General features: G+C 66.3%; 23 protein-coding genes. 18 read left to right on the top strand and 5 right to left on the bottom strand.

Annotated elements, in window-relative coordinates:
* Positions 1 to 39: 39 nt before the first annotated feature.
* Complete coding sequence (locus BO1_RS28615) at positions 40 to 1,065, bottom strand: AraC family transcriptional regulator (RefSeq protein ID WP_028220488.1); 1,026 nt, start codon at positions 1,063 to 1,065, stop codon at positions 40 to 42.
* Positions 1,066 to 1,318: 253 nt separating this feature from the next.
* Here BO1_RS28615 and BO1_RS28610 point away from each other — a divergent pair, with 253 nt between their 5' ends.
* Positions 1,319 to 2,161, top strand: coding sequence for a TauD/TfdA dioxygenase family protein (locus tag BO1_RS28610; protein WP_028220487.1), 843 nt, complete (start codon positions 1,319 to 1,321; stop codon positions 2,159 to 2,161).
* Between the two features lie 107 nt (positions 2,162 to 2,268).
* Here the strand turns inward: BO1_RS28610 and BO1_RS28605 are convergent, their stop codons facing one another.
* On the bottom strand, positions 2,269 to 4,977 hold the full coding sequence (locus BO1_RS28605) for a LuxR C-terminal-related transcriptional regulator (RefSeq protein WP_028220486.1): 2,709 nt from the start codon (positions 4,975 to 4,977) through the stop codon (positions 2,269 to 2,271).
* Positions 4,978 to 5,356: 379 nt separating this feature from the next.
* Here BO1_RS28605 and BO1_RS28600 point away from each other — a divergent pair, with 379 nt between their 5' ends.
* The 12 genes from BO1_RS28600 to BO1_RS28545 all read left to right on the top strand — a co-directional run bounded on the left by BO1_RS28600 (position 5,357) and on the right by BO1_RS28545 (position 18,668).
* Positions 5,357 to 6,337, top strand: a complete 981-nt coding sequence (locus tag BO1_RS28600) for a quinone oxidoreductase family protein (protein ID WP_028220485.1) — start codon at positions 5,357 to 5,359, stop codon at positions 6,335 to 6,337.
* An 11-nt stretch (positions 6,338 to 6,348) separates the two neighbouring features.
* The gene (locus BO1_RS28595; RefSeq protein ID WP_028220484.1) at positions 6,349 to 7,197 is read left to right on the top strand and encodes a TauD/TfdA dioxygenase family protein; all 849 of its coding nucleotides are present in this window, start codon (positions 6,349 to 6,351) and stop codon (positions 7,195 to 7,197) included.
* 45 nt (positions 7,198 to 7,242) lie between these two features.
* Positions 7,243 to 8,298 carry a BKACE family enzyme gene (locus BO1_RS28590; protein ID WP_028220483.1) on the top strand — a complete coding sequence of 352 codons (1,056 nt, stop codon included), beginning with the start codon at positions 7,243 to 7,245 and terminating at the stop codon, positions 8,296 to 8,298.
* Positions 8,295 to 8,966: an RBBP9/YdeN family alpha/beta hydrolase gene (locus tag BO1_RS53110; RefSeq protein ID WP_084688246.1), complete on the top strand. Its 672-nt coding sequence runs from the start codon at positions 8,295 to 8,297 to the stop codon at positions 8,964 to 8,966. Before BO1_RS28590 ends, BO1_RS53110 begins: the two co-directional genes overlap by 4 nt.
* A 78-nt stretch (positions 8,967 to 9,044) precedes the next feature.
* Entirely contained in the window at positions 9,045 to 9,893 is an 849-nt protein-coding gene (locus BO1_RS53105) for an SDR family NAD(P)-dependent oxidoreductase (RefSeq protein ID WP_043286912.1), read from the top strand.
* Between the two features lie 50 nt (positions 9,894 to 9,943).
* The gene (locus BO1_RS28575) at positions 9,944 to 10,681 is read left to right on the top strand and encodes an SDR family NAD(P)-dependent oxidoreductase (protein WP_028220482.1); all 738 of its coding nucleotides are present in this window, start codon (positions 9,944 to 9,946) and stop codon (positions 10,679 to 10,681) included.
* Between the two features lie 23 nt (positions 10,682 to 10,704).
* Entirely contained in the window at positions 10,705 to 12,015 is a 1,311-nt protein-coding gene (locus BO1_RS28570) for an MFS transporter (RefSeq protein ID WP_156992429.1), read from the top strand.
* Between the two features lie 148 nt (positions 12,016 to 12,163).
* Positions 12,164 to 13,288, top strand: a complete 1,125-nt coding sequence (locus tag BO1_RS28565; RefSeq protein WP_028220480.1) for a porin — start codon at positions 12,164 to 12,166, stop codon at positions 13,286 to 13,288.
* A gap of 30 nt (positions 13,289 to 13,318) precedes the next feature.
* Positions 13,319 to 13,690 (top strand): BON domain-containing protein, encoded by a 372-nt coding sequence (locus tag BO1_RS28560; protein ID WP_028220479.1) that lies wholly within the window; start codon positions 13,319 to 13,321, stop codon positions 13,688 to 13,690.
* Between the two features lie 292 nt (positions 13,691 to 13,982).
* Positions 13,983 to 16,928, top strand: a complete 2,946-nt coding sequence (locus BO1_RS28555) for a molybdopterin oxidoreductase family protein (RefSeq protein ID WP_028220478.1) — start codon at positions 13,983 to 13,985, stop codon at positions 16,926 to 16,928.
* A gap of 15 nt (positions 16,929 to 16,943) precedes the next feature.
* On the top strand, positions 16,944 to 17,690 hold the full coding sequence (locus tag BO1_RS28550) for a 4Fe-4S dicluster domain-containing protein (protein ID WP_028220477.1): 747 nt from the start codon (positions 16,944 to 16,946) through the stop codon (positions 17,688 to 17,690).
* Positions 17,691 to 17,714: 24 nt separating this feature from the next.
* Positions 17,715 to 18,668 carry a dimethyl sulfoxide reductase anchor subunit family protein gene (locus tag BO1_RS28545; protein WP_028220476.1) on the top strand — a complete coding sequence of 318 codons (954 nt, stop codon included), beginning with the start codon at positions 17,715 to 17,717 and terminating at the stop codon, positions 18,666 to 18,668.
* Positions 18,669 to 19,065: 397 nt separating this feature from the next.
* Here BO1_RS28545 and BO1_RS59485 read toward each other — a convergent pair whose 3' ends face one another.
* Complete coding sequence (locus BO1_RS59485; protein ID WP_156992428.1) at positions 19,066 to 19,248, bottom strand: hypothetical protein; 183 nt, start codon at positions 19,246 to 19,248, stop codon at positions 19,066 to 19,068.
* 226 nt (positions 19,249 to 19,474) lie between these two features.
* Between BO1_RS59485 and BO1_RS53100 the strand changes: the two genes are divergently transcribed.
* Complete coding sequence (locus BO1_RS53100; protein WP_167338401.1) at positions 19,475 to 20,668, top strand: two-component system sensor histidine kinase NtrB; 1,194 nt, start codon at positions 19,475 to 19,477, stop codon at positions 20,666 to 20,668.
* Entirely contained in the window at positions 20,665 to 21,294 is a 630-nt protein-coding gene (locus BO1_RS28535; RefSeq protein WP_028220475.1) for a response regulator transcription factor, read from the top strand. The genes BO1_RS53100 and BO1_RS28535 overlap by 4 nt, the downstream gene beginning before the upstream one ends.
* Positions 21,295 to 21,325: 31 nt before the next feature.
* Here the strand turns inward: BO1_RS28535 and BO1_RS28530 are convergent, their stop codons facing one another.
* Together BO1_RS28530 and BO1_RS28525 are read right to left on the bottom strand one after the other, a co-directional pair.
* Positions 21,326 to 22,066 (bottom strand): acetoacetate decarboxylase, encoded by a 741-nt coding sequence (locus BO1_RS28530; RefSeq protein ID WP_028220474.1) that lies wholly within the window; start codon positions 22,064 to 22,066, stop codon positions 21,326 to 21,328.
* Positions 22,067 to 22,071: 5 nt separating this feature from the next.
* A complete protein-coding gene (locus tag BO1_RS28525; protein WP_084688245.1) occupies positions 22,072 to 23,235 on the bottom strand; it encodes a patatin-like phospholipase family protein in 1,164 nt (387 codons plus the stop codon).
* 251 nt (positions 23,236 to 23,486) lie between these two features.
* On the opposite strand from BO1_RS28525, the gene BO1_RS28520 reads away from it, so the two are divergent.
* From BO1_RS28520 to BO1_RS53095, 3 genes are all read left to right on the top strand, one after another.
* Positions 23,487 to 23,873, top strand: a complete 387-nt coding sequence (locus BO1_RS28520; protein WP_028220472.1) for a response regulator transcription factor — start codon at positions 23,487 to 23,489, stop codon at positions 23,871 to 23,873.
* 139 nt (positions 23,874 to 24,012) lie between these two features.
* Entirely contained in the window at positions 24,013 to 24,615 is a 603-nt protein-coding gene (locus BO1_RS28515) for a lipid-binding SYLF domain-containing protein (protein WP_028220471.1), read from the top strand.
* Between the two features lie 157 nt (positions 24,616 to 24,772).
* Complete coding sequence (locus BO1_RS53095; RefSeq protein WP_043286903.1) at positions 24,773 to 25,969, top strand: efflux RND transporter periplasmic adaptor subunit; 1,197 nt, start codon at positions 24,773 to 24,775, stop codon at positions 25,967 to 25,969.
* The last annotated feature ends 8 nt before the right edge of the window (positions 25,970 to 25,977 follow it).

Genomic DNA, 25,977 nt, shown 5'->3' with positions numbered 1-25,977 from the left:
AAGGCCAAGGAAAGGCCAGCACCACCAACACCAGGGCACTCAGTGCCCATCACGAGCACCCTGCGCAACTCGCCACCGACTAGGCGGCTGCCCAAACTCCGCACTAAACCATCTCGAGAACGCACTGGGTTCAGAAAACCCCAACCGGTCGCTAATATCGGCCACAGCATGCCGAGGCTGCGCCAGATACCGCACCGCAAGCGAGCCCCGCACCTCATTCACAAGCAACGAGAACTTCTCGCCATCCTGTTCAAGCTGGCGCTGCAGCGTCCGCGGCGTGAGCCCGAGTCTCGCACTCACCGGCTCGATCGTACCCGCGCCACGCGGCAGCAGCAGATGAATCGCACGGCGCACGTTATCGGCAAGCGATGCCTCGCCATACCGCGGCTGCAGATCGATCAGCTCCTGCGCATACCGCGCGAGATGGGCATCAGCAAGCGGATTCGCGCGATCAAGATCGACGCGCGCCATCACGATCCCATCAAACTCGCTATCGAACTCGATTCGCGCACCGAAGAACCTCCGGTGCACCTGCAGCCGCTCGGGCGCCGCATGCGCGAAATGCACGGCACGCGGCGCGTACTGGCCGCCGAGCATCGCGCGCACGAGACTGAGCACCGCCCCAACTGTGAGCTCCACAATCTCCGGCCCCGGATCCGGGCGCGCGGTGACAAGTGCGACGTGCAGCACCGCGGTGTCCTCGATTTCCTCGACCTGAACCGTCACCGAATCGCTCAGCAAATGCCGGTAGAGCTCGATGCGCGCGAGCGCCTCGCGCAGCGTGGGCTGGTGTTGCAGCAAAAGGCTGAGCGAGCCGAAGTCGGAGAGCCGCCACGCCTCGCCAATGCGCGCGCCAAGCGTGCGGCACTCGGCCTGCCCGGCGCCGCCCGCCAGCGAGACCTCGAACACGCGCGCAAGGCTCGTCTCCGGAATGCGCAAGTCCGGCGTCGTGAGGCAGGACAGATCGAGCCCCGCTTCGCGCAGCGCGCGCACCGGATCGATGCCCGCATGGCGGGCAATCTCCGAAAACTTGGTGAGGGACGCGCTTCGAACCAGGATGGGCATGGGGTCACACGGTGGGCTGCAATGACGTTTCGCACGGCCAGAGGCCGTTAGCCGAGGGTACCGTTGCACTCGCGCCTCGTCTGTGGGGAATAACCATGAGGGCGCGCATGTCGTCGCGCGTCAGGTCGTGGCGCGCAGGGTCAAGCACGCGGGCCGCGCATTCCACACAATGCCAGTCATGGCGGCGCCGACAAGTCGATCAAGCAGATCACGCCGGTGTGGCGCACGCAAACCCGTTCAAAGGAGACCGCCCATGCAAATCGAACGACTGACCTGCACCATCGGCGCCGAGGTGTCGGGCGTTCATCTCGGCGATGCCGCGCGCGACGACGCGCTGTTCGCCGAAATCAAGGCGCTGCTGCTCACGCACAAGGTGCTGTTCCTGCGCGACCAGCACATCACGCGCGCCGAGCACGTGGCGTTCGCGCGCCGCTTCGGCGATCTCGAGGATCACCCCGTCGCGGGCAGCGATCCCGAGCATCCGGGCCTCGTGCAGATCTACCGCAGCGACAAGAAGGAGCACTACGAAAACAGCTATCACACCGACGGCTCGTGGCGGCCCTGCCCGCCGATGGGCGCGGTGCTGCGCTGTATCGAATGCCCCGAGGTGGGCGGCGACACCATCTGGGTCGACATGGCGGCCGCGTATCGCCATCTGCCCGAGGACATCAAGCAGCGCATCGGCGGACTGCGTGCGAAGCACAGCATCGAGCATTCGTTCGGCGCCGCAATGACGCCCGATGCGAGAGCGAAGCTCGCAGCCGAGAACCCGATGGTCGAGCATCCAGTCGTGCGCACGCACCCCGAGACCGGCGAGAAGATCCTCTACGTGAACAGCTTCGCCACGCACTTCGCGAACTTTCACACGCCGGAGAACGTCCGCTACGGGCAGGACAAGACGCCCGGCGCGAGCCATCTGCTCAATTACCTCATCAGCCAGGCCTGGATTCCCGAGTATCAGGTGCGCTTTCGCTGGAAGCCCAATAGCGTCGCCATCTGGGACAACCGCGGCACCCAGCACTATGCCGTGCAGGACTACTGGCCCGCGCCGCGCAAGATGGAGCGTACGGCGATGGTCGGCGATCGGCCTTACTGAGGTCAGGCTATCGTGTTTGATGGCATCCGATCGCGCCGCGCGGCCAGCCTCGTTCCAGCGGCTCGATCAGATCGATCGGCACAATTGGCTCAATCTGCACAAGCGCCTCAATCGCCGCTTTCCAGCAACCCCAGCAATTGAGCGCGCAGCACCGCATGCTTGCGGTTGCTCGCGCTCAGCTTGCCGAACAGGTTCTTCACATGCCACTTGGCGGTGACTTCCCCCACACCGATTGCCTGCGCGATCTCCTTGTTCGAGAGATTGCGCGCCAGCAATTCGAGGACTTCGCGCTCCTTGGGTGTGAGCACCATGCTCGGCACCGCGCGTGGCGCGGCTGGCGCGCGCGCGGGACGACCGGAAGGCTCGGCCGTGCGTGCAGGTCGCGCCGCCGCGATGGCGGTCTGCTCTCCACCGTCTTGCGCCGCCAGGCTGCGCACCCAGTCGGCCAGCGCCGGATGCGCGTCGGCGAAAACGCGCACCAGGCCATAGGTGCGGGTCAGCCCGATGGCTTCGCGCAGCAGCGGCAGGCCGTCTTCGCCCTGGGCTTTGCTGGCGAGCGCGCGCAGGCCCATGATCTCGATGCGCTCGCGGCCGAGCTTCATTGCGTCGGCCAGTGCCTGCGCCCGGGCAAGCGGCTCGAGCGCACGGGCCCCGTCGTGCCGGGCCAGCGCCGTGTACGCCTGGGTCATCGCCTGGCGCAACGCCACATCGCGACGCCAGAGCGGGCCGTGCGATCCTTCGGACTGCTCGACGAGTGCGTCGAGCTGCGCGCTCAAGGCACTGCACGTCTCGGCGCGCCCGTGGCCCGCGTGGATGCGCACGCGCTCCGCGAGGCTCGCGATGGACAGGCGCGGCAGCTCGCGCGCCGTGCCGGCGGCGTGCATCGCCTCGAGCAGATCGAGCGCGCGCCGCTCCACGCCTTGCGCTTGCGCCACGCGCGCGGCACACACATAAGCGATCAGCGAAGTCTCGGCGGAGCCGGCGCGCTCGAGCACGTCGAGCCGGTTCGCGAGCAGCGCATCGGCTTCTTCCACGCAGTCGCGCTCGAACAGGGCGGCCGCCAGCACCGCCGCGAGCATGCAGGGCAGCGGATGGCGGCGGCCCAGCTCGGCTTCGGCGCTCGTCAGCGCGGGGCGCAGCACGGTCTCGGCAAGCACGGCCTGGCCTTCGCTCAGGTAGCTCAGGCCGGTCACGAATTCGCCCCAGTGCGCGGCGTAGCGGTGCGCCTTGCCAAACTCGCCGCGTGGCGTGAGCTGCAAATGGCGGCGCGCGTTGGCGGGCTCGCCCTGCAGCAGCGCGGCCATCGCAAGGCGGTTCGCGTGCGTCTGGAGCCGGCGCGGCTCAGCGAGCGGCGGCGGCTCGCGCCACGGCGCGAGGAGCGCGAGGAAGCGGTCGGGCTCGTCGGCGTACCAGGCCGCCACGCTCAGGATGAGCGCGCATTCGTAGCGCCGCTCGGGCGTGCAGTCGGGCGCCTCGGCCATCGGCGCCACGAGCTGGCCGGCCTGGGCGTGGCGCTCGCTGAGCGCGAGCGCCCAGGCGGCGGCGAGGCGTAGGTCCGGCTGCCGGTCGAGCTCGTCCTCGGGCAGCAGCTCGAGCCATTCGAGCGCGGCCGTGAGGCGCCCCTGCATGACCGCGCCGTAGAGCGAGCGGCCCGCCAGTTCGAACGCCACGTCGCGCTCGCCGGCCGCATGCGCGTGGCGTGCCGCCTCTTCATGAATCCCATGCGCGGCGAGCCAGTGCATCGCGCGCCGGTGCAGGCCGGCGAGCTCATCGGGCGCAAGCTCGGCCAGGCGCGCGCCGAGCGCCGCACGGGCGAGCGTATGCAGGCGGCACCAGTCGCTGCCGTCGCTGATCATGAAGATGGGCGTATCGCGCATGAGCCGCGCGAGTTGCGCCGGGGCCTCTGGATCGTCGAGCAGCGCGCGGCACAGGTCGGGATGCAGCATGTCGACGAGCGCGAGGCGCGTGAGGAACGCGAGATCGTCCGGCGCAAGCCGCGCGAGCAGGCTGCTCACCAGATGCTCGCCTTGAACGCCTCGCTGCCCCGACATCGCGTCGATGACGCCGCGCGGGTCGCCGCTCTTTTCCATCGCGGCAAGCGCGAGCTGCAGGCCGAGCGGCCAGCCGTCGGTGAGCTCGTGCAGGCGCGCGCAACTGTCGGTGTCCACGCGGTCGCCGAAGCGCCGGCGCACGAGCGCCAGCGTTTCGTCGAGGCGAAAGCGCAGCGCTTCGGGCCCGAGGCAGACGCACTGGCCGTATGCGCTCAGGTCGTCCACGGCGGTCTCGAAGCCGCTGCGCGCCGCCACGACGATGCGCAGGTTCGCGGGCGCGTTGTGCAGCAGGTAGAGCAGCGCCGCGCTGCCCACCGGCGAGAGCCGCTCGGCTTCGTCGACGATGAGCACGAGATCGAGCGCCGATTGCGCGACTTCGGCGAGCCAGCCGGTCAGGCCCTCGGTCTCGCCGGGCGCGGCGAAGCTGCTTTCGAGCAGCGTGCGCCCGAACTCGGGGCGCGCGCCGCCCACGCGCACGGCGAGCACGAGGCTGTGCAAAAAGCGTTGCGGGTCGTCGTGCGCATCGGCCGACACCCAGGCGACGGCGGCGCCGTGCGCGAGGTGCTCGCGCCGCCATTGCGCGAGCAGCAGCGTCTTGCCGAAGCCGGGAGGCGCCTGCACGACGATCGCGCTCTGATTGCGCAAGGGCTCGCTCGCGAGATTCAGGCGCTCGCGCGCAAGCAGGTGACGCGGCGCGCGCGGCGGCGTGGTCTTGAGCGCGAGTTCGGAATACGCGGGCAGTGCGCCGCGGTTCTCGGAGGTCATCTGACGAATCGGAATAGGCCGTGGGGCTGGCGAGGTGATCTAACGGTGCGCACACCGGCGCAGGCGCTTGAGGTCGCGCCGCGTGGCAGGACCGTGCGGCGCGGGCAATCGATCGGAAGATTATAGGCATGGCAGTGCCATCCCTGACAATCCGGTGACAGCCGGGTAAGGATCGACTCAGAAGCGAGTCAGAAGCGGCTCAAGGCGGGATGGGAGGGGCTTCCCCCTCCTGCAAGGAGGGCGCGCGGCGCGCAGTCCCGTCCTACGATGAATTCAGACACCCCATCCCGATGCATGGGGCCGCCCGTGCAGCAACACGCGCGCCGCCACGGGATATCGACAGGTCAAGCAGCAAGCAGGAACAACAAGGAGACAGAAGATGGCACATGCGATCAGGTTCCACGAGACCGGCGCGCCGGAAGTGATGCGCTGGGAAGAAGTGGACGTGGGCGCGCCCGGCCCGGGCGAGGTGCGGCTGCGCCACGAAGCGGTCGGCCTGAATTTCGCGGACACGTATTTCCGCTCCGGCCTCTATCCGGTGCCGCTGCCGGCGGGCATGGGCGTGGAGGCCGCGGGCGTGGTGGAGGCGGTGGGCGCGGGCGTGACCCACGTCGCGCCGGGCGATCGCGTCACCTACACCGGCTTCGTAAACACGCTGGGCGCCTACAGCACCGAGCGGCTGATTGCGGCGGCGCCCCTCATCAAGCTGCCCGACGCCATCGCCTGCGAAACGGCGGCGGCCATGACGATGCGCGGCCTCACCTCGGCCTACCTCATGCGCCGTATCTGGCCGCTGCAAGCCGGCGAGACGATCCTCGTGCACGCGGCGGCGGGCGGCGTGGGCCTGATCGTCTGCCAGTGGGCGAAGCTGCTCGGGCTGAAGGTGATCGGCACCGTGTCGACCGAGGAGAAAGCGGCCATCGCCCGCGCCCATGGCTGCGATCACGTGATCCTCTACCGCAGCGAAGACGTGGCGAAGCGCGTGCGCGAGCTGACCGATGGCGTGGGCGTTTCGGTGGTCTACGACAGCGTCGGCCAGGACACCTTCGCGATGTCGCTCGACTCGCTCAAGCGCCGCGGCCTGCTCGTGTGCGTGGGCACGGCCTCAGGCAAGGCGCCCGCGTTCGAGCCGCAGATGCTCGCGATGAAGGGCTCGCTCTACGTCACGCGCCCCGCGCTGGCCGACTATATCGCCGATCCCGCGGAGAAGGCCGCGCTCGCCGAGGAGATCTTCGGCCACGTCGCGGCGGGGCGCATCAAGATCGAAATCAACCAGCGTTATGCGCTGCAGGATGCCGTGCAGGCGCACCACGACATCGAAGCGCGCAAGACGACGGGCTCGTCCGTCTTCACGATCTGAGGCCGCCCATCATGAGAGTCGAGCAACTGACCTGCGCGATAGGCGCGGAACTGGTGGGCGTGCATCTGGGCGATGCGGTACACGACGAGGGTTTGTTCGAAGCGATCAAGGCCGCGCTGCTCGAGCACAAGGTGCTGTTCCTGCGCGACCAGAAGATCACGCGCGCCGAGCACGTCGCTTTCGCGAGACGCTTCGGAGAACTGGAGGATCATCCGGTGGCCGGCAGCCACCCCGAGCATCCGGGCCTCGTGCAGATCTACAAGACGCCCGAGCAGCCGAACGACCGCTACGAGAACGCCTGGCACACCGACGCCACGTGGCGTGCCGCGCCGCCGATGGGCGCGGTGCTGCGCTGCGTGGAATGCCCGCCGGTGGGCGGCGACACCATGTGGGCCAACATGGTGCTCGCCTACGAGAACCTGCCGCAGCACGTGAAGGATGAGATCGCGGACCTGCGTGCGAGCCATAGCATCCAGGCGAGCTTCGGCGCGGTCATGCCGATCGAAAAACGTCTCGCATTGAAGGCGCAATACCCGGACGCCGAGCATCCGGTGGTGCGCACGCACCCGGAGACGGGCGAAAAGGTGCTGTTCGTGAACGGCTTCACCACGCACTTCGTGAACTATCACACGCCCGCGCGCGTGCGCTACGGCCAGGACGGCAATCCGGGCGCGGCGCAACTGCTGCAGTACCTGATCAGCCAGGCGTACATCCCCGAGTACCAGGTGCGCTGGCGTTGGCGGCCGGACAGCGTGGCGATCTGGGACAACCGCAGCACCCAGCATTACGCGGTCATGGACTACCCGCCGTGCCACCGCAAGATGGAGCGCGCGGGGATCATCGGCGACGTGCCTTATTGATTGGCTCATTGGCCTCTACGCAACATCAGAACACTGGAGGAAGACATGCAATTTTTCGACGATTCGCTGCACCCGGAGAACATGGAGAAGGTGGTCATCACGGTTGCGCCGTACGGCCCCGAATGGATGCCTGAAGACTTCCCCGAGGACATTCCCGTCACGATGGAAGAGCAGGTGCAAAAGGCCGTGGACTGCTACAACGCGGGCGCGACGGTGCTGCACCTGCACGTGCGCGAGCTGGACGGCAAGGGCTCCAAGCGGCTCTCGAAGTTCAACGAACTGATTGCGGGCGTGCGCGCGGCGGTGCCCGACATGATCATCCAGGTGGGCGGCTCGATCTCGTTCGCGCCGGAAGACGACGGCCAGGCCGCGAAGTGGCTCTCGGACGACACGCGCCACATGCTCGCGGAGCTCGAGCCGAAGCCCGACCAGGTGACCGTGGCGATCAACACCACCCAGATGAACATCATGGAGCTGCTCTACCCCGAGTATCTGGAGGGCACCTCGCTCGCGAACCCCGCGCTGCAGGCCGCCTACAGCGAAATGACGGTGCCCGCGGGGCCGCAGTGGCTGGAAGAGCATCTGCGCCGCCTGCAGGCCTCGGGCATCCAGCCGCATTTCCAGTTGACGGGCATCCATGCGCTGGAAACGCTCGAGCGCCTCGTGCGCAAGGGCGCTTATCGCGGCCCGCTGAACCTCACGTGGATCGGCATTGGCGGCGGCTTCGACGGCCCGAACCCGTTCAACTTCTTCAACTTCGTGCATCGCGCGCCCCAGGGCTGCACGCTCACGGCGGAGTCGCTGCTCAAGAACGTGCTGCCGTTCAACATGATGGCGATGTCGATGGGCCTGCATCCGCGCTGCGGCATCGAGGACACGATCATCGGCCAGCATGGCCAGCGCATGACCTCGGTGGAGCAGATCGAGCAGTGCGTGCGCGTGGCGCACGAACTCGGGCGCGAGGTGGCGTCGGGCAAGGAGGCGCGCGAGATCTACCGCATCGGCGCATTCTATAAGGATGCCGAAGAAACGCTCGCTGCCAACGGCTATTTGCCGAACCGCAAGCCGGCGGGTCTGGGTCTCGTGAAGTCGGCGGCATGACCATGGCGCGCCGCGAGCCCACCATCGTCATCGTTCCGGGGTTGCGCGACCACGTCGCGCAGCACTGGCAGACGCTGCTCGAAGCGCGCTTGCGCGCGCAAGACCGGCCGGTAGCCGTCGTGCCGCCCATGGGCCGCGACGATCTCGATTGCGCGGCGCGCGTGGAGGCGATCGAAGCCGTGGTCGCGCGCATCGAGACGCCCGTGATCATCGTGGCGCACAGCGGCGGCTGCGTGATGATTGCGCACTGGGCGCGACGCTACCCGCGTGCGCCTGGCGACGCGATCGCCGGTGTGTTGCTGGCGGCGCCGCCGGACTTCGAAGCGCCGATGCCCGACGGCTATCCCACGCTCGAAGCGCTCGATGCGAGCGGATGGCTGCCGGTGCCGCGCGCGCCGCTGCCGTTCGCCTCGATCGTCGCGGCGAGCCGCAACGACCCGCTCGCCCGCTACGAGCGCGTGCTCGAACTCGCGCGCATGTGGCGCAGCGAGGTAGTCGATCTCGGCAACGTCGGCCACCTGAATCCGGCCAGCGGATTTGGCGAGTGGCCCGGCGCCGACGACCTGATCGCCGCGCTCGAGCGTCGCGCACAGGCGCGTGACGTGGCAAACGAGGCATCCCGACAGGGCGAGCCGCAAGAGGCGCTGGACGCGTCGCGCCGCGCCTGACCCCCGCCCGCTCGCACGCGTTGCTTCAACGCGCGTGAGCGGACGCCGGACCCGCTGCACTTTCGCGAGGAGAACGCGATGGAGCTGGAAGGAAAGGCAGCAATCGTCACCGGCGCCGGCCGCGGCGCAGGCGTTGGCATCGCGCGCGTCATGGCGCGCGAGGGCGCCAGCATCGCCGTCGTGGACCGCGACTTCGACGCCGCGCAGCAGGTGGCGGCGGCGCTCGTCGCGTCCGGCGCACAGGCGCTCGCGATTCGCGCGGACGTCACGAAGAAGGCCGATGCGCAAGCGATGGCCGAGCAAACGCAGGACACGTTCGGCGCCATCGACATCCTCGTGAACAACGCGGGCGTGGGCGGCACGGCTTCATTCATGCGCGACGTCACCGAGGAAAACTGGGACCGCGTGATGGACGTGAACGCCAAAGGCATCCTGTTCTGCTGCCAGGCGGTGCTGCCGGCCATGACGGCACGCGGCAAAGGCAAGATCGTCAACATCGATTCGATTGCGGGCATGCGCATGGCGTTCTTCAGCAGCGTCGAATACACCGCTTCGAAGCACGCGGTCACGGGGCTCACGCGCCATCTCGCCTGGGAGCTCGCGGACCTGCGCATCAACGTCAACGCCGTGTGCCCCGGCGGCATCCTCACCCCGGCCATCGAGACCTATGCCACGCCCGAGCGTCGCGCGGCGATCGTCGAGCGTGTCGTGCCGCTCGGACGCTTCTGTGCGCCGGAGGACATCGGCGAAGCAGTGTGTTTTCTTGCGAGCGCGCGCGCCGATCTCATCACGGGGCAATTGCTCGCTGTCGACGGTGGCGCGCTCACGGGATACGGCGAGGACTTGCGCGCGGTGCTGCGCACACGCGTGAGCGAAACTCGGGCCGCGGCGCAGCCTCAGGCAACAGCCGAGGCAAAATCGGCTTGACGCTCGCCCGCTACAGCATCAAACAATAAAAGACACATTCGGAGACAACAATGCAGACGCAAGAACCGCAGCTGCGCGGCAAGGTCGCCATCGTGACCGGCGCGGGCAGAGGGATCGGCCGGGCCATCGCGCTCGCCTACGCGCGCCAGGGCGCGGCGGTGTGCTGCGCGGCGCGCTCGTTGGGGCAGGTGCAGGAGAGCGCCGCGCAGATCGTGGCCGAGGGCGGCCGCGCGCTGGCGCTCGCCACGGACGTCACCGACTTCGCGAGCGTCGAGCGCATGGTGAACGAAACCGAGCAGGCGTTCGGCGGGCTCGACATCGTCGTGATCAATGCGGGCGTGGGTGGCGGCCAGCAGACGGTCGAGGCGAGCGACCCGCAAACGTGGCGCACGACCATCGAGGTGAACCTCGTGGGCGCCTACTACTGCGCGAAGGCCGCGGTGCCGGCGCTCAAGCGGCGCGGCGCCGGCAAGATCATTGCGATCGGGTCCGGTCAAGGGCAGCGAGGCAGGGCCGGCATTTCCGATTACGCCTGCTCGAAGGCCGGACTCTGGATGCTCACGCGCGTGCTGGCCCAGGAGCTGGCGCCCCACAACATCAGCGTCAATCAACTGATTCCGGGCCCCGTGCTCACGGAGATGACCGGCGACCTGCTGGCGCGCAACACTTACGAAGGCGAGTGGGCCAAGTCGCCCGAGGACGTCGCGCCGCTCGCGGTGTTTCTTGCCGCGCAGCCCGAGCCGGGACCGACCGCGCAGAGCTTCAGCCTCATGCGCCGCGATGCTTGACAATTAAGGAGACAAAAGTGGGAATGCATGCAACCGCCGCGCTGGGAGACGCCCACGCGGGCGCACCGTCCGTATCCCGGGCCTACGCCTGGAGTGTCTTCGCACTGACCTTTGGCCTGCTGCTCGCCGACTACATGTCGCGCCAGGTGCTCAACGCCGTCTTTCCGCTGCTCAAGGCCGAATGGCTGTTCACCGATACACAGTTAGGATCGCTTAGCAGCGTGGTCTCGGTGATGGTGGGCCTGCTCACCTTCCCGTTCTCGATTCTCGCGGACCGCTGGGGCCGCGTGAGAAGCCTCGTCCTCATGGCCGTGCTCTGGAGCTTCGCCACGCTCGGCTGCGCGGTGTCCGCCAACTATGGGCAAATGTTCGCGGCGCGCTTCTTCGTGGGCGTGGGCGAGGCCGCATACGGAAGCGTCGGCCTCGCGGTCGTGCTCAGTGTCTTCCCGGCGCACCTGCGCGCCACGCTCTCGGGCTCGTTCCTCGCGGGCGGCGCCTTCGGCTCCATGCTCGGGATGGCGTTGAGCGGCATCGTGGCCGCGCATTTCGGCTGGCGCTGGTCGTTCGCCACGATGGCGGTGTTCGGCCTCGTGCTCGCCGCGATCTATCGCCTCGTGGTGACCGAGCGGCGCCTCGCGCCCGAGCGCGCGCTCGCGTCCGGCGGCGTTGCGCGCGCCGCGCGGCCCCGCTTCACGCCGCGTGGCCTCGCGCTTGCGCTGTTCGCCTCGAAATCCGTGGTCTTCGCCTATCTGGGCTGCGGCGTGCAACTGATCCTGCCCGGCGCCATGTTCGCGTGGCTGCCGAGCTATCTCGTGCGCGCCTATGCGATGCGGATCGATCAGGCGAGCGTGCTGGCCGCCGCCTTCGTGCTCACCTCGGGTATCGGTATGATCACGTGCGGGGTGCTGACCGACCGCATCAGCCGCCGCAACCCGGCGCGCAAATGGACGATGGCGGTGGCCTATTGCGTGCTGGTGGGCGTGGCCATGGCCACGGCGTTCCACCTGCCGCCGGGGCCGTTGCAGCTCGCGCTGATCGGCATCGGCATGTTCCTCGCCTCGGGCGTGTGCGGCCCGACCGGTGCGCTGGTGGCCGAGCTCACGCCGTCCTCGATTCACGCGACGGCCATGGCGCTCTGGGCGCTCGCCAACAACCTGCTCGGCCTCGCCGCAGGCCCTGTTATCGCGGGCATGATCGCCGACCGCATGGGCTTGCATGTGGCGCTGGAATGGATCCCGTTCGCGGCGATCGGCTCGGCGCTGCTGTTCGCGCTCGGCAAGCGCCACTACGCGAACGATCTCGCGCGGATCGCGGCACCGCAGCGCGAGCCTTGAATGCTGCCGCAATCAAGCCGAAACAAACGGCAGCGATCGATCGGAAAGAACCACAACAAGACAACAATAAGAAACAGCCGTTGATTAGAAGGAAGACAGCGGGCCCAAAAGAAACAGGCGGCCTTGACAATAGTTTGGAGGAGACAGCATGAAACGGAAGTTGAGCGTCCTGGCCGTACTCGCGGTCATGGCCGGCGCGGCGCACGCGCAATCGTCGGTGACGCTTTACGGCGCCATCGATACGGGGCTGTTCTATCAGAGCACGGGCGCGACATCGTTCGCATCGAACGCGAAGAACCTGGGCCACGTCTTCGCGTTGAAGGACGCGGGCATCTATGCCAGCTTCTGGGGCATCAAGGGCACCGAGGACATCGGCGGCGGCTACAAGGTCAATTTCCGGCTGCAGGGGGTGTTCAACAGCGGCACCGGCAAGCTCGGCCTCGCGGACACGACCGGCGGCACGGCCATCTTCAACCAGCAGACGACCGTTGGCGTGTCGGGGCCGTTCGGCTCGATCGACCTGGGACGGCAATACACGCCGATGATCTACGCGATGGCGGACACCGACGTGCGCGCCGCGCAGTACTTCGGCAGCATCTTGAGCGCGTGGCTCGGGCTGAACCAGGCCGCAGGGTGGAGCGGCACGAACACGAACGTGCCGATTGGCGCGCTGTACGACAGCAATGCGATCGTCTACCAGTCGCCGAAGTTCTACGGCGCTTCGGTCGGGCTCGAATACGCGCCGGGCGGCGTGCCGGGGCAAATCCAGGGCGGCACGCGCGAGTCGGCCGTGCTCCGGTATTCGAACTATGGCCTGAACCTGGCCGCGGTCTACTACAACGCCCACGATACGAACCTGGCGGCCACCACGCCGGCCACCGGGCTCGACAACAACCGCTTTTACTACCTGGGCGCGAAATACACGTTCCACTCGGTTTCGGTATCGGCTTCGTATGGTATCGGCAAGAATCCGTCGAACACCGGGCAATCCGACTATGAGATGATTTCGGGCGGCCTTGGCTACCAGTTCACGCCCTTCTTCAAGGTCACCTCCGGCTTCTACTATCTGAAAGACCGCAACAACTCGGTGAACCATTCGAGCGAATACGCGCTCGGGGCGGAATACGGCGTGTCCAAGCGCACCCTGCTTTATGCTCAGGTGGGATACGTGGCGAACCACGGCACGATGAACCAGACGATCACGTACGGCGAGCCCGTCGCGCCGGGCGTCTCGACCACCGCGGCGATGCTCGGCATTCGCCATACCTTCTGATCCCGCTGTTCGGCTAACCGGAGCATTTCCATGAATAAAAAAGGATTCCTGCGTATTGCTATGGCTGCCTCGGTCGCAGCGTTGCTGGCAAGCGGGTCGGTGGCCGTCTGGGCCCAGGGTAGCGAGACGGCGGGCGCATCGGCGGCGCCTGCCGCCTCCACGGCCAAAGAGGTGAGAAAGGCGAACCGCGCGCTGAGCCGCAAAGTCTATGCGGCGCTGGCGAAGCACAAGGAGATCGATGCCGGCAACATCAGCGTCGTGGCGCGCGACGGCGCCGTGACGCTCAACGGCACGGTCACGGACGCCGCCCAGATCGACAGCGTGGCGGCCATAGCGAAGACCGTGCCCGGCGTGAAATCGGTGACCAACCGGCTTTCGGTGCAGCGGCCGATGGGTGAGTAGGCCGGCAGGCGAGCAGCGCCATTCTCCAGACGAAGACCCGGCGCGCGCTCGATCTGGGCGCGACGCCGGCGCAAGCAGACCTTACCGGGGGCGGATGCCAGCCCCACGGCCGGCCAACGTGGGGGCCAAAACGCGAGCCAGGCGCGGGCCAAGCGCGGGCCCAGCCACCAACCATAAGGCCAGCCGATAGAACAGATCGCGAATCGCGACTTTTATTATGTTGACGGGGTTTATACGATGAGAGGGCAATCACACAACTGCCGCCCTCATCGCAGGCGGACCGGGAGGAACGATGGAGCACAAGGCCCGCACCCAGAATGAGCAGCTCGAAGTCAAGACCACGACCTGCTACATGTGCGCTTGCCGATGCGGTATTCGCGTTCATCTGCGCGACGGCGAGGTTCGCTACATCGACGGCAATCCGGAGCACCCGCTCAACCAGGGGGTGATCTGCGCGAAAGGCTCGTCGGGCATCATGAAGCAGTATTCGCCGGCGCGCCTCACGCAGCCGCTCATGCGCAAGCGCGACGCCGAGCGCGGCACCGCACAATTCGAGCCGGTCTCGTGGGACGTCGCGTTCGACGTGCTGGAGAAGCGCCTCGCCCACCTGCGCGCCACCGACCCCAAGAAGTTCGCGCTCTTCACCGGGCGCGACCAGATGCAGGCCCTGACCGGCCTGTTCGCCAAACAGTTCGGCACGCCTAATTATGCGGCGCATGGCGGATTCTGCTCGGCGAACATGGCGGCCGGCATGATCTACACGATGGGCGGCTCGTTCTGGGAGTTCGGCGGCCCCGACCTCGACCGCGCGAAGCTGTTCTTCATGATCGGCACGGCGGAGGACCATCACTCGAATCCACTGAAGATCGCGCTTTCGAAGTTCAAGCGCGCGGGCGGCCGCTTCATCGCCATCAATCCGGTGCGTACCGGCTACGCGGCCATTGCCGACGAATGGGTGCCCATCCGTCCCGGCACGGACGGCGCGCTCTTCATGGCGCTGATGCGCGAGCTGATCGAAAACGGCGCCTACGATCACGAGTTCGTCGCGCGCTACACGAACGGCGCCGAACTGCTCGACATGCGCGCGGAAAGCGACGCGTATGGCCTCTTCGTGCGCGACCCTGGCGTGGAGGAACGCAACGCGCTCTTCCCGCAGAACCACATGTGGTGGGACCTCGAAACGCAGCGTGCCGTGCCGCATCACACGCCGGGCGCGCGGCCGGCGCTGGAAGGGCGCTATACGCTCGAGGACGGCACGAGCGTCGCGCCCGCGTTCGCGCTGCTGCGCGAGCGCATGGCCGACTGCACGCCGGAATGGGCCGCGGAAATCACCGGCATTCCCGCCGATACGATCCGCCGGCTCGCGCGCGAAATGGCCGAAGTGGCGCGCGACCAGAAGATCACGCTGCCGATCCGCTGGACCGACGCGTGGGGCGAGACGCACGAAACCGTCACGGGCGTGCCGATCGCGTTTCATGCGATGCGCGGCCTCGCGGCGCATTCGAATGGCTTTCAGTCGATCCGCGCGCTGGCCGTGCTGATGTCGCTGATGGGCACGATCGACCGGCCGGGCGGCTTCCGCCACAAGTCGCCGTATCCGCGTGCCGTGCCGCCATCGGCGAAACCGCCCAACAAGCCCGAGGACGTCAAGCCGAACACGCCGCTCGCCAATGGTCCGCTCGGTTGGCCCGCCGCGCCCGAGGATCTGTTCATCGACGAAAACGGCGGCCCGGTGCGCATCGACAAGGCGTTCTCGTGGGAGTATCCGCTCGCCGTGCACGGCCTGATGCACAGCGTGATCACCAACGCGTGGCGCGGCGACCCGTACCCGATCGACACGCTGCTGATCTTCATGGCGAACATGGCGTGGAATTCGTCGATGAATACCGTGGAAGTCCGCAAGATGCTGGCGGACAAGCACGAGAACGGCGAGTACAAGATCCCGTTCATCGTCGTCTGCGATGCGTTCCAGTCGGAGATGACGGCCTTCGCCGACTTGATCCTGCCCGATACCACCTACCTCGAACGCCACGATGCGATGTCGATGCTTGACCGCCCGATCTCGGAGTTCGACGGCCCCGTGGATTCCGTGCGCGTGCCCGTCGTGCCGCCGACGGGCGAGTGCAAGCCCTTCCAGGAAGTGCTGGTCGAGCTCGCGGGACGCCTGAAGCTGCCGGCCTTCACCACGCCGGAGGGCGGGCGCAAGTATCGCGACTATCCCGACTTCATCGTCAATCACCAGACGGCGCCGGGCTCGGGCGTGGGCTTCCTGATCGGCTGGCGCGGCAAGGATGGCAAGGACGCGCTGGTGGGCGAGCCCAATCCGCGGCAGTGGGAGGAATACGCGAAGCACAACTGCGTCTATCACTACACGCTGCCCGAGACCCTGCAGTACATGCGCAACTGCAACGGGCCGTATCTGGACTTCGCGGTCGAGAAGGGCTTTCGCAAGTTCAACGAGCCGATCATCATCGCGCTCTATTCGGACGTGATGCAGAAGTTCCGCCTGGCCGCCCAGGGCAAGACCAAAGGGCGTCAGCCGCCGGACCATTTGCGCGCGCGCGTGGAGCAGTATTTCGATCCGCTGCCGTTCTACCATGCGCCGCTCGAGCACGCCGCCACCGATCATGCGAAGTACCCGCTCGCGGCGCTCACGCAGCGCCCGATGGCGATGTATCACTCGTGGGATTCGCAGAACGCGTGGCTGCGCCAGATTCATGGGGAGAACTATCTATACATGAATCCGGGCACCGCCGCCGCGCAGGGCATCGAGGACGGCGCGTGGATCTACGTGGAATCGCAATGGGGCAAGGTGCGCTGCATGGCGCGCTATAGCGAGGCGGTGGAGCCGGGCACGGTGTGGACGTGGAATGCGATCGGCAAGGCGGCCGGTGCGTGGAACCTCGGCCCGGACGCCAACGAGTCGCAGCGCGGCTTCCTGCTCAATCACCTGATCTCGGACGAAATACCGGATACGCAACCACAAGCGCAACGCGGCAGGCGCGTGTCGAACTCCGATCCCATCACGGGGCAGGCCGCGTGGTACGACGTGCGCGTGCGCATCTATCCCGCCGAGCACGACGCCGATCATACGCTGCCGCAGTTCTCGCCCATGCAGGCCTTGCCCGGCGTGACCGGCACGGGCGTGGGCGGCATGCTCCAGCGCGTCGTGCAGACGTATTTCGCGGGACGCGGCGAGTTCGCGCGTCGCCTGCGCAAAGCCACACAAGACCATTGAGGCAAGGAGCACGCTATGACACAGATGGCGCTCGTAATCGATCTGAACGTGTGCGTGGGCTGCCACGCCTGCGTGACGAGCTGCAAGGAGTGGAACACGTCGGGCGAGGCGGGCAGCCTCTCGGACATCCGCCCTTACGATGCTGACCCTTCCGGCACGTTCTTCAATCGCGTGCAGACCTTCGAGGCCGGTGTGTTTCCGCTCACCGACACGATTCACTTTCCGAAGTCGTGCCTGCACTGCGAAGATCCGCCGTGCGTGCCGGTCTGTCCGACCGGGGCCAGCTACAAGCGCAAGGAAGACGGCCTCGTGCTGGTCGACTACGACCGCTGTATCGGCTGCAAGTACTGCTCGTGGGCGTGCCCCTACGGTGCGCGCGAACTGGACGAAGAGCGCAAGGAGATGACCAAGTGCACGCTCTGTTCGGACCGCATCCATAACGAGGCCTTGCCCGAGCGCGACCGCAAACCCGCGTGCGTGCTCGCCTGCCCGACCTCGGCGCGCCTCTTTGGCGACATCCACGACCCGGACTCGGTGGTGTCGAAGGCGATTCGCGAGCGCGGCGGCTATCAGCTGATGCCCGAATGGGGCACGCGGCCCGCCAATCACTATCTGCCGCGCCAGAAGGTGTCGTCGTGCGGAAGCGGATCGTGTTCGTGCAAGGGCGAGTCCGCCGACGATGCGCCGGCTTCCCTCGAATCGCAGGTTGAACGCGGCGAGCTGCACCTCGCTTCCATCGCCTCGCGCCCCGCGGCGCATTAACCTCCCACGGACAAAGGAACCAACATGAATCCGGCATTTTCCGTGGTGTTTCTCACCACCTTGATTGGCGCGGCGCAGGGCCTCGTGATCGCGCTCGTGGGCGTGGAAGCGGCGGGCCAGCTCGGCCTCGGCGATGGGGCGGCGGTGCCGCAGCTCTTCTATGTGGTCGGGGCGGCGCTGGCGTGCGTGCTCGGCGCGGCGGGGCTCGTTGCGTCGTTCTTCCACCTCGGGCATCCCGAGCGTGCGTGGCGGGCCATTGCGATGTGGCGCACGTCGTGGCTCTCGCGCGAATGCCTGTGCCTGCCGCTGTTCCTCGCTTGCGCGTTCGCCTACGGCGTCGCGCATTTGTGCGGCTTGCCTTATACGCTCGCGATTGGCGCTGTTGCCGTGGTGGCGAGCGGGCTGCTGTTCGTCTGCACCGGCATGATCTACGCATGCCTGCGCTTTCTGCAGGAATGGGCGACGCCGCTCACGCTCGTCAATTTCGCGCTGCTCGGCTGCGCCTCGGGCTTCACGCTTGCGACCGTGTGCGCCGCGTGGCTGGCGCCCGTGCTGGTCGGGCCGCTCGCACTGCTCGCTTGCCTGCTGACGCTCGGCGGATGCGTCTCGCGTGTCGCCTCGCTCAAGCGCAATGCACGGCTGCGGCCCAAATCGACGGTGCAGAGCGCGACCGGCATTCGTGGCGCACGCGTCGAGCAGAAGTCGCGCGGCTTCACGGCCGGCGCATTCAATCTGCGCGAGTTCTTCCACGGCAAGACGCCGGCCACGCTCAAGCGCATCAAGTGGACGTTCCTCGTGGCCGCGTTCGCCGTGCCGTTCGTGCTCGTGGCGTTCGGTGCGAACGTACGGCCGGTGGGCGCCTCATTGGTCTTGCTGTGTGCCGCCGCCCTGATTCAGTACGCGGGGCTCGTGGCGGAGCGCTGGTTCTTCTTCGCCGAGGCGCGGCATCCGCAGAATGTCTATTATCGTCAGGCGTAGTCGGCACGCACGAATCGAACGCTGAGGATATTGGCAAGGCCGCCTGACCAGACCGATGGTTCTGGTTCAGGCGGTTTTCATTTTCGGCAGAATAGATAGACATCCTGATTATTGTTTGAGGTGCTGAAGACGCCTTGCAGTGCGCGCCCCGCGCCGGCATAAATCCTTCACGAAGTGCCTGTACGATAGCGTCGATTCGCGCACACTGGACGATGATTGTTTGATTACCTCTGGCAGAAAAGCCTCGATGAGAATTCAATCGCACGCATGAAGCGACTTTGATGTGAGTGCACTATTAATGGATTGGGTCGATTTCCACGGAGATCGAATCGAATAGTTGTGCGAGGCATTAATCTGAATTAAGCGAAACGATAATCGAGCCTTGCAGTGTTGGCGCTCATACGGTTGCCGTAACAAGTACCGAAATATTTTCTATCGTAAGTAAAAAATGTCTATCATCTACTAGTATTGCTTTCATGGTGACCGTGACCGCAGGAGATGGACGATCGCGTTGCAGCGCTGTTGGGTAGAGCGCCGCAAAGGCCTGACGCGAATTGGCGGTTGCCTTGAAGGTCATCATTGAGCTCGCTTCGAACGTTGCGGCCGCGAATGTGCATCCTGAACGATCGGGATGGGTGCGGCGCATGTTTGCAGACGGGGAGCTATTCGCCATGCAGAACGGCATGTCAGATTGCGGACTCGTGCCGACAGTTCTCGCTGCGATGATCACGTGGTGCCGCGCATCGCAGCGTCCGCGGTTTCGTCCGCTGGCCGTCCTGACCGGCGTGACGCGATCCGTTCGGCGCTTGAGCAGGCACTGGGCACCCGAAGCACGGAGGGCGCTCGCACCGCAAAACCGCGCACACAGGCAGCACCTCGAGGGCGTCGAGTCGTTCCTCGCCGGTACGCCCATGCGCGACGCGCTAGAGCTCGTGCCGATTGCGATTCTGGCCATCGACGGGGCCGGCAAGATCAGGTTCGTCAATGAGAAGGGGGCCGAGCTGTTTGGCTACCACAGCGATGAACTGAGCGGCGCGCGCGCGAGCCTGCTGATTCCCGAATGGCGCGCGCAGGGCTCGCACGCGGTGGCGGCGAAGCACGCGTCAGCCGACTCGGCTCTGCGTAGTGTCATCGCGCGCCGCCACGACGGCGCTGAATTTCCCGCCGAGATCACGACGCGTCCATGCAGCGTGGATGGCGTGCCAACTTTGCTCGCCGTGGTCGTGGAGCGCAGCGAGCGCAACGAATTGCACCGCAACCGCCAGGAGCTCGCGCATCTGACGCGCGTCTCCGCGCTCGGCGAGCTTGCGGGCTCGCTCGCGCACGAACTGAATCAGCCGCTCACGGCGATCCTGTCGAACTCGCAGGCCGCCCAGCGCTTCATTGAAGCGGACCCGATCAACCTGCGCGAAGTGCGCGAGACGCTGAAAGATATCGTCGCCGACAATCGCCGCGCGGGCGAGATCATTCGGAAGATGCGCGCGCTCGTCAGGAAGTGCGACATGGAATGGCTGCCGGTCGACGTCGGTGGCGTCGTGCGCGACGTGGTCTCGCTGATGCACAGCGACGCCATCGTGCGCGGCGTGCGCACGACGATCGAGATCGCCGGCGCGTTGCCCACCGTGCTCGGCGACAAGGTGCAGTTGCAGCAGGTGCTGCTGAACCTGATGCTCAACGCGCTCGATGCGGTGCAGGAGTGTCCGGCCGCATGCCGGTTCGTGACGGTGCAGGCGGGCGTCGAGCCCGGCGGCGACGTGCGTCTTTGCGTGCGCGACTGCGGCCGTGGATTGACGGTGGACCAGATGGACAAGATCTTCCAGCCTTTCTTCACGTCGAAGCCGCATGGCCTCGGGCTCGGGCTCTCGATCAGCCGCAGCATCGTTGGCGCGCACGGTGGGCGCGTCTGGGCTGAGAACAACGCGGAAGGCGGCGCCGCCTTCTATGTTTCGCTGCCCGCCGAGCGCGCGAGCGGATCGAACTCCGTATGCTCACGGCCATGACTGACTCGTCGCCCCGCGTGTTTGTCGTTGATGACGATGATGGCGTTTGCCGCGCCCTCGGGCGCTTGCTGCGTTGCGCCGGGTATCGCGCCGAAGTCTTCGCCTCCGCGCGCTCGTTCCTGGCGGACGCGGACTTCACGAGCGAGCCCGCCTGCCTCGTGCTGGACTTGCAGATGCCGGAGGTGAACGGGCTAGAGTTGCAGCGCGAGCTGAACAAGAGCCTGCCGATCGTGTTTCTGTCCGGGCACGGCGATGTCGGCACGACCGTCAACGCCATGAAGGCCGGCGCGAGCGATTTTCTGACCAAGCCGGTCAACGATACCGAGCTGCTCGATGTGGTGGAGCGCGCGCTCACGCGCGCGAGGCAGATGCACGAAGAGCGGCGGGGGCTCGCGGAGATCGAGCAGCGGCTCGCGACCCTCACGCCGCGCGAGCGCGAAGTGATGGCGCTCGTGGTCACGGGGCGCCTGAACAAGCAGATTGCGTTCGACCTTGGTATCGCCGAGAAGACGATCAAGGTGCATCGCGCACGCGTGATGGAGAAAATGAAGGCGGACTCGCTGGCCGACCTGATCCATCTCGCCGACAAGGCGAGTGCCGCCGGGATTGCGTACGCGTTGCACTGAGCCTGCGCGTGCACGTCGCGCGCTGTGACTGTCACTCCGCGAGATAGTCGTGCACCACCGTGCCGAGCCCGAGCGTGAGGTCGCTCAGGATATGCACGCCGGAGATCACCTCGAGCACGGGCAGCGCCGCGACCGGCGCGAGCGCGTGATGGAACAGCTCGAGTGCGGCGGGGCCGTCCCAGGCGCCCTTGATGGTGATGTCCTCGCAAAAGTAGCGAACCAGTTCGCAGATCCGCACCGTGCCATCCACGTGCGGAATGATCTTCAGCAGATAGTTCGGCGCCGAGAGCGACTCGAGAATCTTGTCGTGCGGCAGGGCGCGATACTTGTAGCCCATCGTGGCGACCGCGATCGGCACCGGCCCGTAGCGCAGCACGCCGCCAATCGTGTCTTTCTCGACGCGCAGCTGGGGCGATGCCAGCTTCTTCGGAAACCCCCAGATTTCGCGCCCGCCCGCGATCGGCGCCATGTCGTCGAGATACATGGCGTGCACGTAGCCGCCGGACTCGCCGTTGAACCGTACCGGGATCACCTGCCCGCTTTCGGTGTAGTCGCCAAAGCCGGTCGAATCGGGCATCCGGATGAATTCGAACTTGACGATCGGATCGGTCATCTCCAGCGGCGCGGGGATCACCTTGGCGAGGGCTTCCGGGTCGGTCCGGTACGTCACGATCAGAAACTCACGATCGACGAAACGATACGGACCCGGCGCAAACGCAGGGCTCGTGAGCGGCATTGCGAATGCGCGTTCCATCACTTCGGATTCAGTCATCGTCGCTACTCCTTTTGAGCGTGTTCCATCGGCGTGAGGTCGCAGACGTGAATGCCTTGCGCCATCTCCGTCGCGTTGCGCCACGCCTCGGTGGCGATCGCATGGCGCACGTCGCCATGACCGCCTTCCCACAGCTCGAGCACGGTGGCGCGCGAGAACTCGTAGTCCTTGAAGTCGGACGAGCGCGTGTCGTGGCGGTTGGTGAAGCGCACGAGCAGGACCTCGCCACGCGTGCTGATCGCGGCCAGCCGCTCGACGTCGGGATCGGACTGCGCATTCGCGGGCAGCATCGCCAGCACGCGCCGCAGCGACGCGCGCAGCTCCTCCTGCTGCTTGACCCGCGCCGCGTTAAAGCGCACCTTGCTCGCGTACTGCAGGTCCTTCATGCGCTCCTGGACCTGATTCAAGTTTTGCGGCAACGGGCCCGCGCCGCTGAACAGGTCGATCTGCAGCACGAGGCCGCTTTCGCGGTAGGCCTCGTCAACCACGTACCACAGCGGCGTGTTCGACGAGATGCCGCCGTCCCAGTACCATGCGCCGTCGACCTGCACGGGCGGAAAACCCGGCGGCAGCGCGCCGCTCGCCATCACGTGCTCGGGCCCGAGACGCATCCGCGTGTTGTCGAAATACACGGATTCCCCGGTGCAGATGTTGACCGCGCCGAGTGACAGGCGCACCGCCTGGCTGTTGATGAGATCGAAGTCGGCGAGCTCGGTAAGCGTCGCACGCAGCGGCTCCGTGTCATAGAAGCTCAGCGCGCCGAGCGAGCCTTCGGGCGCGAGCAGAGGAGAGAGCATGCGCGGCGTGAAGAATCCTGGGACCCCGAATGAAATCGCCGAGGCGGCGCTATAAAGGTTGAAGAGCGGACGCATCGTGTCGAGCGACGAAAGCAGGGTGACAGGCGCCCATGCCGACGAGCGCTCCCAGAATTCGCGTAACCGCTCGACGCGGCGCTCGGGCGGATTGCCTGCGATCAGCGCGGCGTTGATGGCGCCGATCGACACGCCGGCGACCCAGTTCGGAACGATAGCCGCTTCAGTGAGTCCCGCGAAGACGCCAGCCTGATACGCTCCGAGCGCGCCACCACCCTGCAGCACGAGAATCGTGTTGGCGAACCTGCCAACGGGCAGTGTGGGGATGGGCGATTCCGCTTTGCGTGTACGGGCCATGGCTGTCCCCGGCGGTGGGCAATCCTGCCTGTGCGGCGCGCACGGGGCGGCGCGCCACGACTGTGATCGAGAGGGTCTGTAAAGCGTATGTCGCCACGGCCATGCGGACAATTGGACCTTGGTCGTACCCATGAGCGGCCTGTCGCCTGCGTGTTGGACCAAAGGCCTATACCGGTTGTGCCTCGGGCCGCATAGCCTGAATCTCAAGGATCGCGGTTACATGGGTAACTGCCGAGTCTGGACTTCGCATGATGGGTGATCCAGATCCATTTGTGGCCATTGTCGACGACGACGAATCGGTGGGCCGGGCGATCAGGCGTCTGCTGCGCTCCGCCGGGATCGGTGCGGACGCGTATTTGAGCGGCGAAGAGTTTCTGGACACGCTGTCTTCAATGCCCTCTTACCGGCCGGACTGCGTGATCCTCGACATCCAGATGCCGGGGCTCAATGGGCTGGAAGTGCAGCAGCGTCTTGGCGGCAGCGGTATCCCCGTGATTCTGATCACCGCTCACGACGATGTCGGCGTGCGCGCGCAGGCGCTTGCGTCGGGGGCGTTCGGCTATCTGTGCAAGCCCTTTAACGATTCGCTGCTGATCAAGACGGTGCAAGCGGCGCTAGGCATTGCGCCGACGCCATGAACCGGGAGAGAGGGGGGGGCTGGGTATGGGACCAAAGTCCCATTGAGTTTGCCACTAGCAGCTACCAGACTTGACCACGAAGGGCCGTGCAAGCCATTCGGGGTCCTGTTCATTTGAAATCGCAACGGGAGTCGGCATCATGATCCAACCTGTTCACAAGCTGGCGATCCTCTCTCTCTTCACGCTGCTCGCAGCGTGCGGCGCCACGCAGCAGACGTCCATGATGGACTCGGGTGGTCCGTCACAGACGGTCGCGCAGGCCGATCCGACGCTCGACGCCGATTGCAAGGCGGCGCTGGCGTCACTGTATGCGAATACGCCGCATGCGCAGGACCTTGGCAAGGAGGCGAAGGGCATCCTGGTCTTTCCGCAAGTCATCAGGGCGGGATTCATCGGCGGCGTCGCGCACGGCGCGGGCATTCTGTATGAGAACGGCAAGGCGACGGGCTCGTATGCCACGACCTCGGGCACGTTCGGGATGCAGGCTGGCATACAGACCTACGGGTATGCCATGTTCTTCATGACGGACAAGGAGCTGAACGACGTGAAAACGAACCCTGGCTTTAGCGTGGGTGTTGCGCCGACGATCGTGATTGCGGACCAGGGTACGGCGAGGAATCTGAACACCACAACGCTGCAGTCCGAGATCTATGCGTTTATTTTCAACCAGAAGGGACTGATGGCCGGACTGGGACTGGAAGGCTCGAAGATCACCAAGATCAGGGATTTTTCACCGTCGTGATTTGCGGCCATGAAGAGCTGGGTCACGGCGGCATTCGCCGCTTGTGACGCGCTGCGGGAGGTCTTTCATGAGCGACCCGTTGTTTCCCAACCCTCGACGGTTACGCGGTTTTGCGACTCTCGGGAGCCTCCTGCCGCCGATCCTCGTCGTCGTGGCGATGGCGTTGTTCGCGGGCTGCAAGAAGGCGTCGGGCCCTCCGGCGCTCGGCGCGCCAGAGGTGACGGTGATGACGGTCGTCGCCCAGGACACGCCCGTCGATCTCGAGTTCACGGCGCAGACGCAGAGCTCGCGCGAAGTCGAGATTCGCGCGCGCGTGGACGGCTTCCTCGACAAGCGGATGTACACCGAAGGCGAGGAGGTGAAGGCCGGTCAGACGATGTTCCAGATGGACCCGAAGCCGTTCGAGGCCGCGCTGCAGACGGCGCGCGGTCAGCTCGCGCAACAGCAGGCTCGGCTCACGGTGGCGCAGCAGAACCTCGCGCGGGTCAAGCCGCTCGCCGCACAGCAGGCATTGAGCCAGAAGGACCTCGACGATGCGATCGGCAACGAGAAGCAGGCGCAAGCCGCGGTGATTTCGGCGCAAGGGCAGGTCGACACGGCGCAGATCAACCTCGGCTACACGACGATCAAGTCGCCGCTGAACGGTCTCGCGAGCTATGCGCGGCAGCAGGACGGCAGCTATCTGATCGCGAACGCATCGGGCCTGCTCACGTACGTCTATCAACTCGACCCGATGTGGGTGAACTTCAGTATTTCGGAAAACGAAATGCTGCACTTTCAGGACCAGATCTCGGCGGGCAAATTGATCTTTCCGGCGGATAGCAAGTTCGTCGTGTCGGTCGAACTGGCCAACGGCAAAGAATTTCCGCAGCACGGCACCATCAGCTTCGCGAACCCGGCGTTTAGCACCGAGACCGGGACCTTCCTCGTGCGGGCCGTCCTCGCCAACCCGAAAGGCACGCTGCGGCCAGGGCAGTTCGTGCGCGCGCGCGTGTCGGGCGCGGTGCGGCCCAATGCGATCCTCGTGCCGCAGCGCGCGGTGCTGCAGGGCGCGAAGAGCCACTTTGTATGGGTGGTCGACAACGAGTCGAAGGCCCATCAGCGCGTCGTCGAGGTCGGCGACTGGAACGGCGACAACTGGTTCATCTCCGATGGCCTGAAGGCCGGCGAGCGCATCGTCGTGGACGGCGCGATCCGCGTCGTGCCCGATGTGGCGCTCAAGATCGCCGGCACGGTCGCTTCGACGCAAACCGGCGGCAAGACCGTCGTCGAGAAAGGCGGCGCTTCGGCGCCAGAGGTGCCCGAGGGCGCCCGCCCAATGACGCAGGGCGCGGCCAGCGGCGCGTCGCAGTAAGGGCGGAT

The organism is Paraburkholderia oxyphila NBRC 105797, assembly GCF_000685075.1.
Classification (GTDB): Bacteria; Pseudomonadota; Gammaproteobacteria; order Burkholderiales; family Burkholderiaceae; genus Paraburkholderia; species Paraburkholderia oxyphila.
The sequence above is the reverse complement of the archived record's forward strand: the minus strand, read 5'-3'. Positions and strand labels throughout refer to the sequence as shown.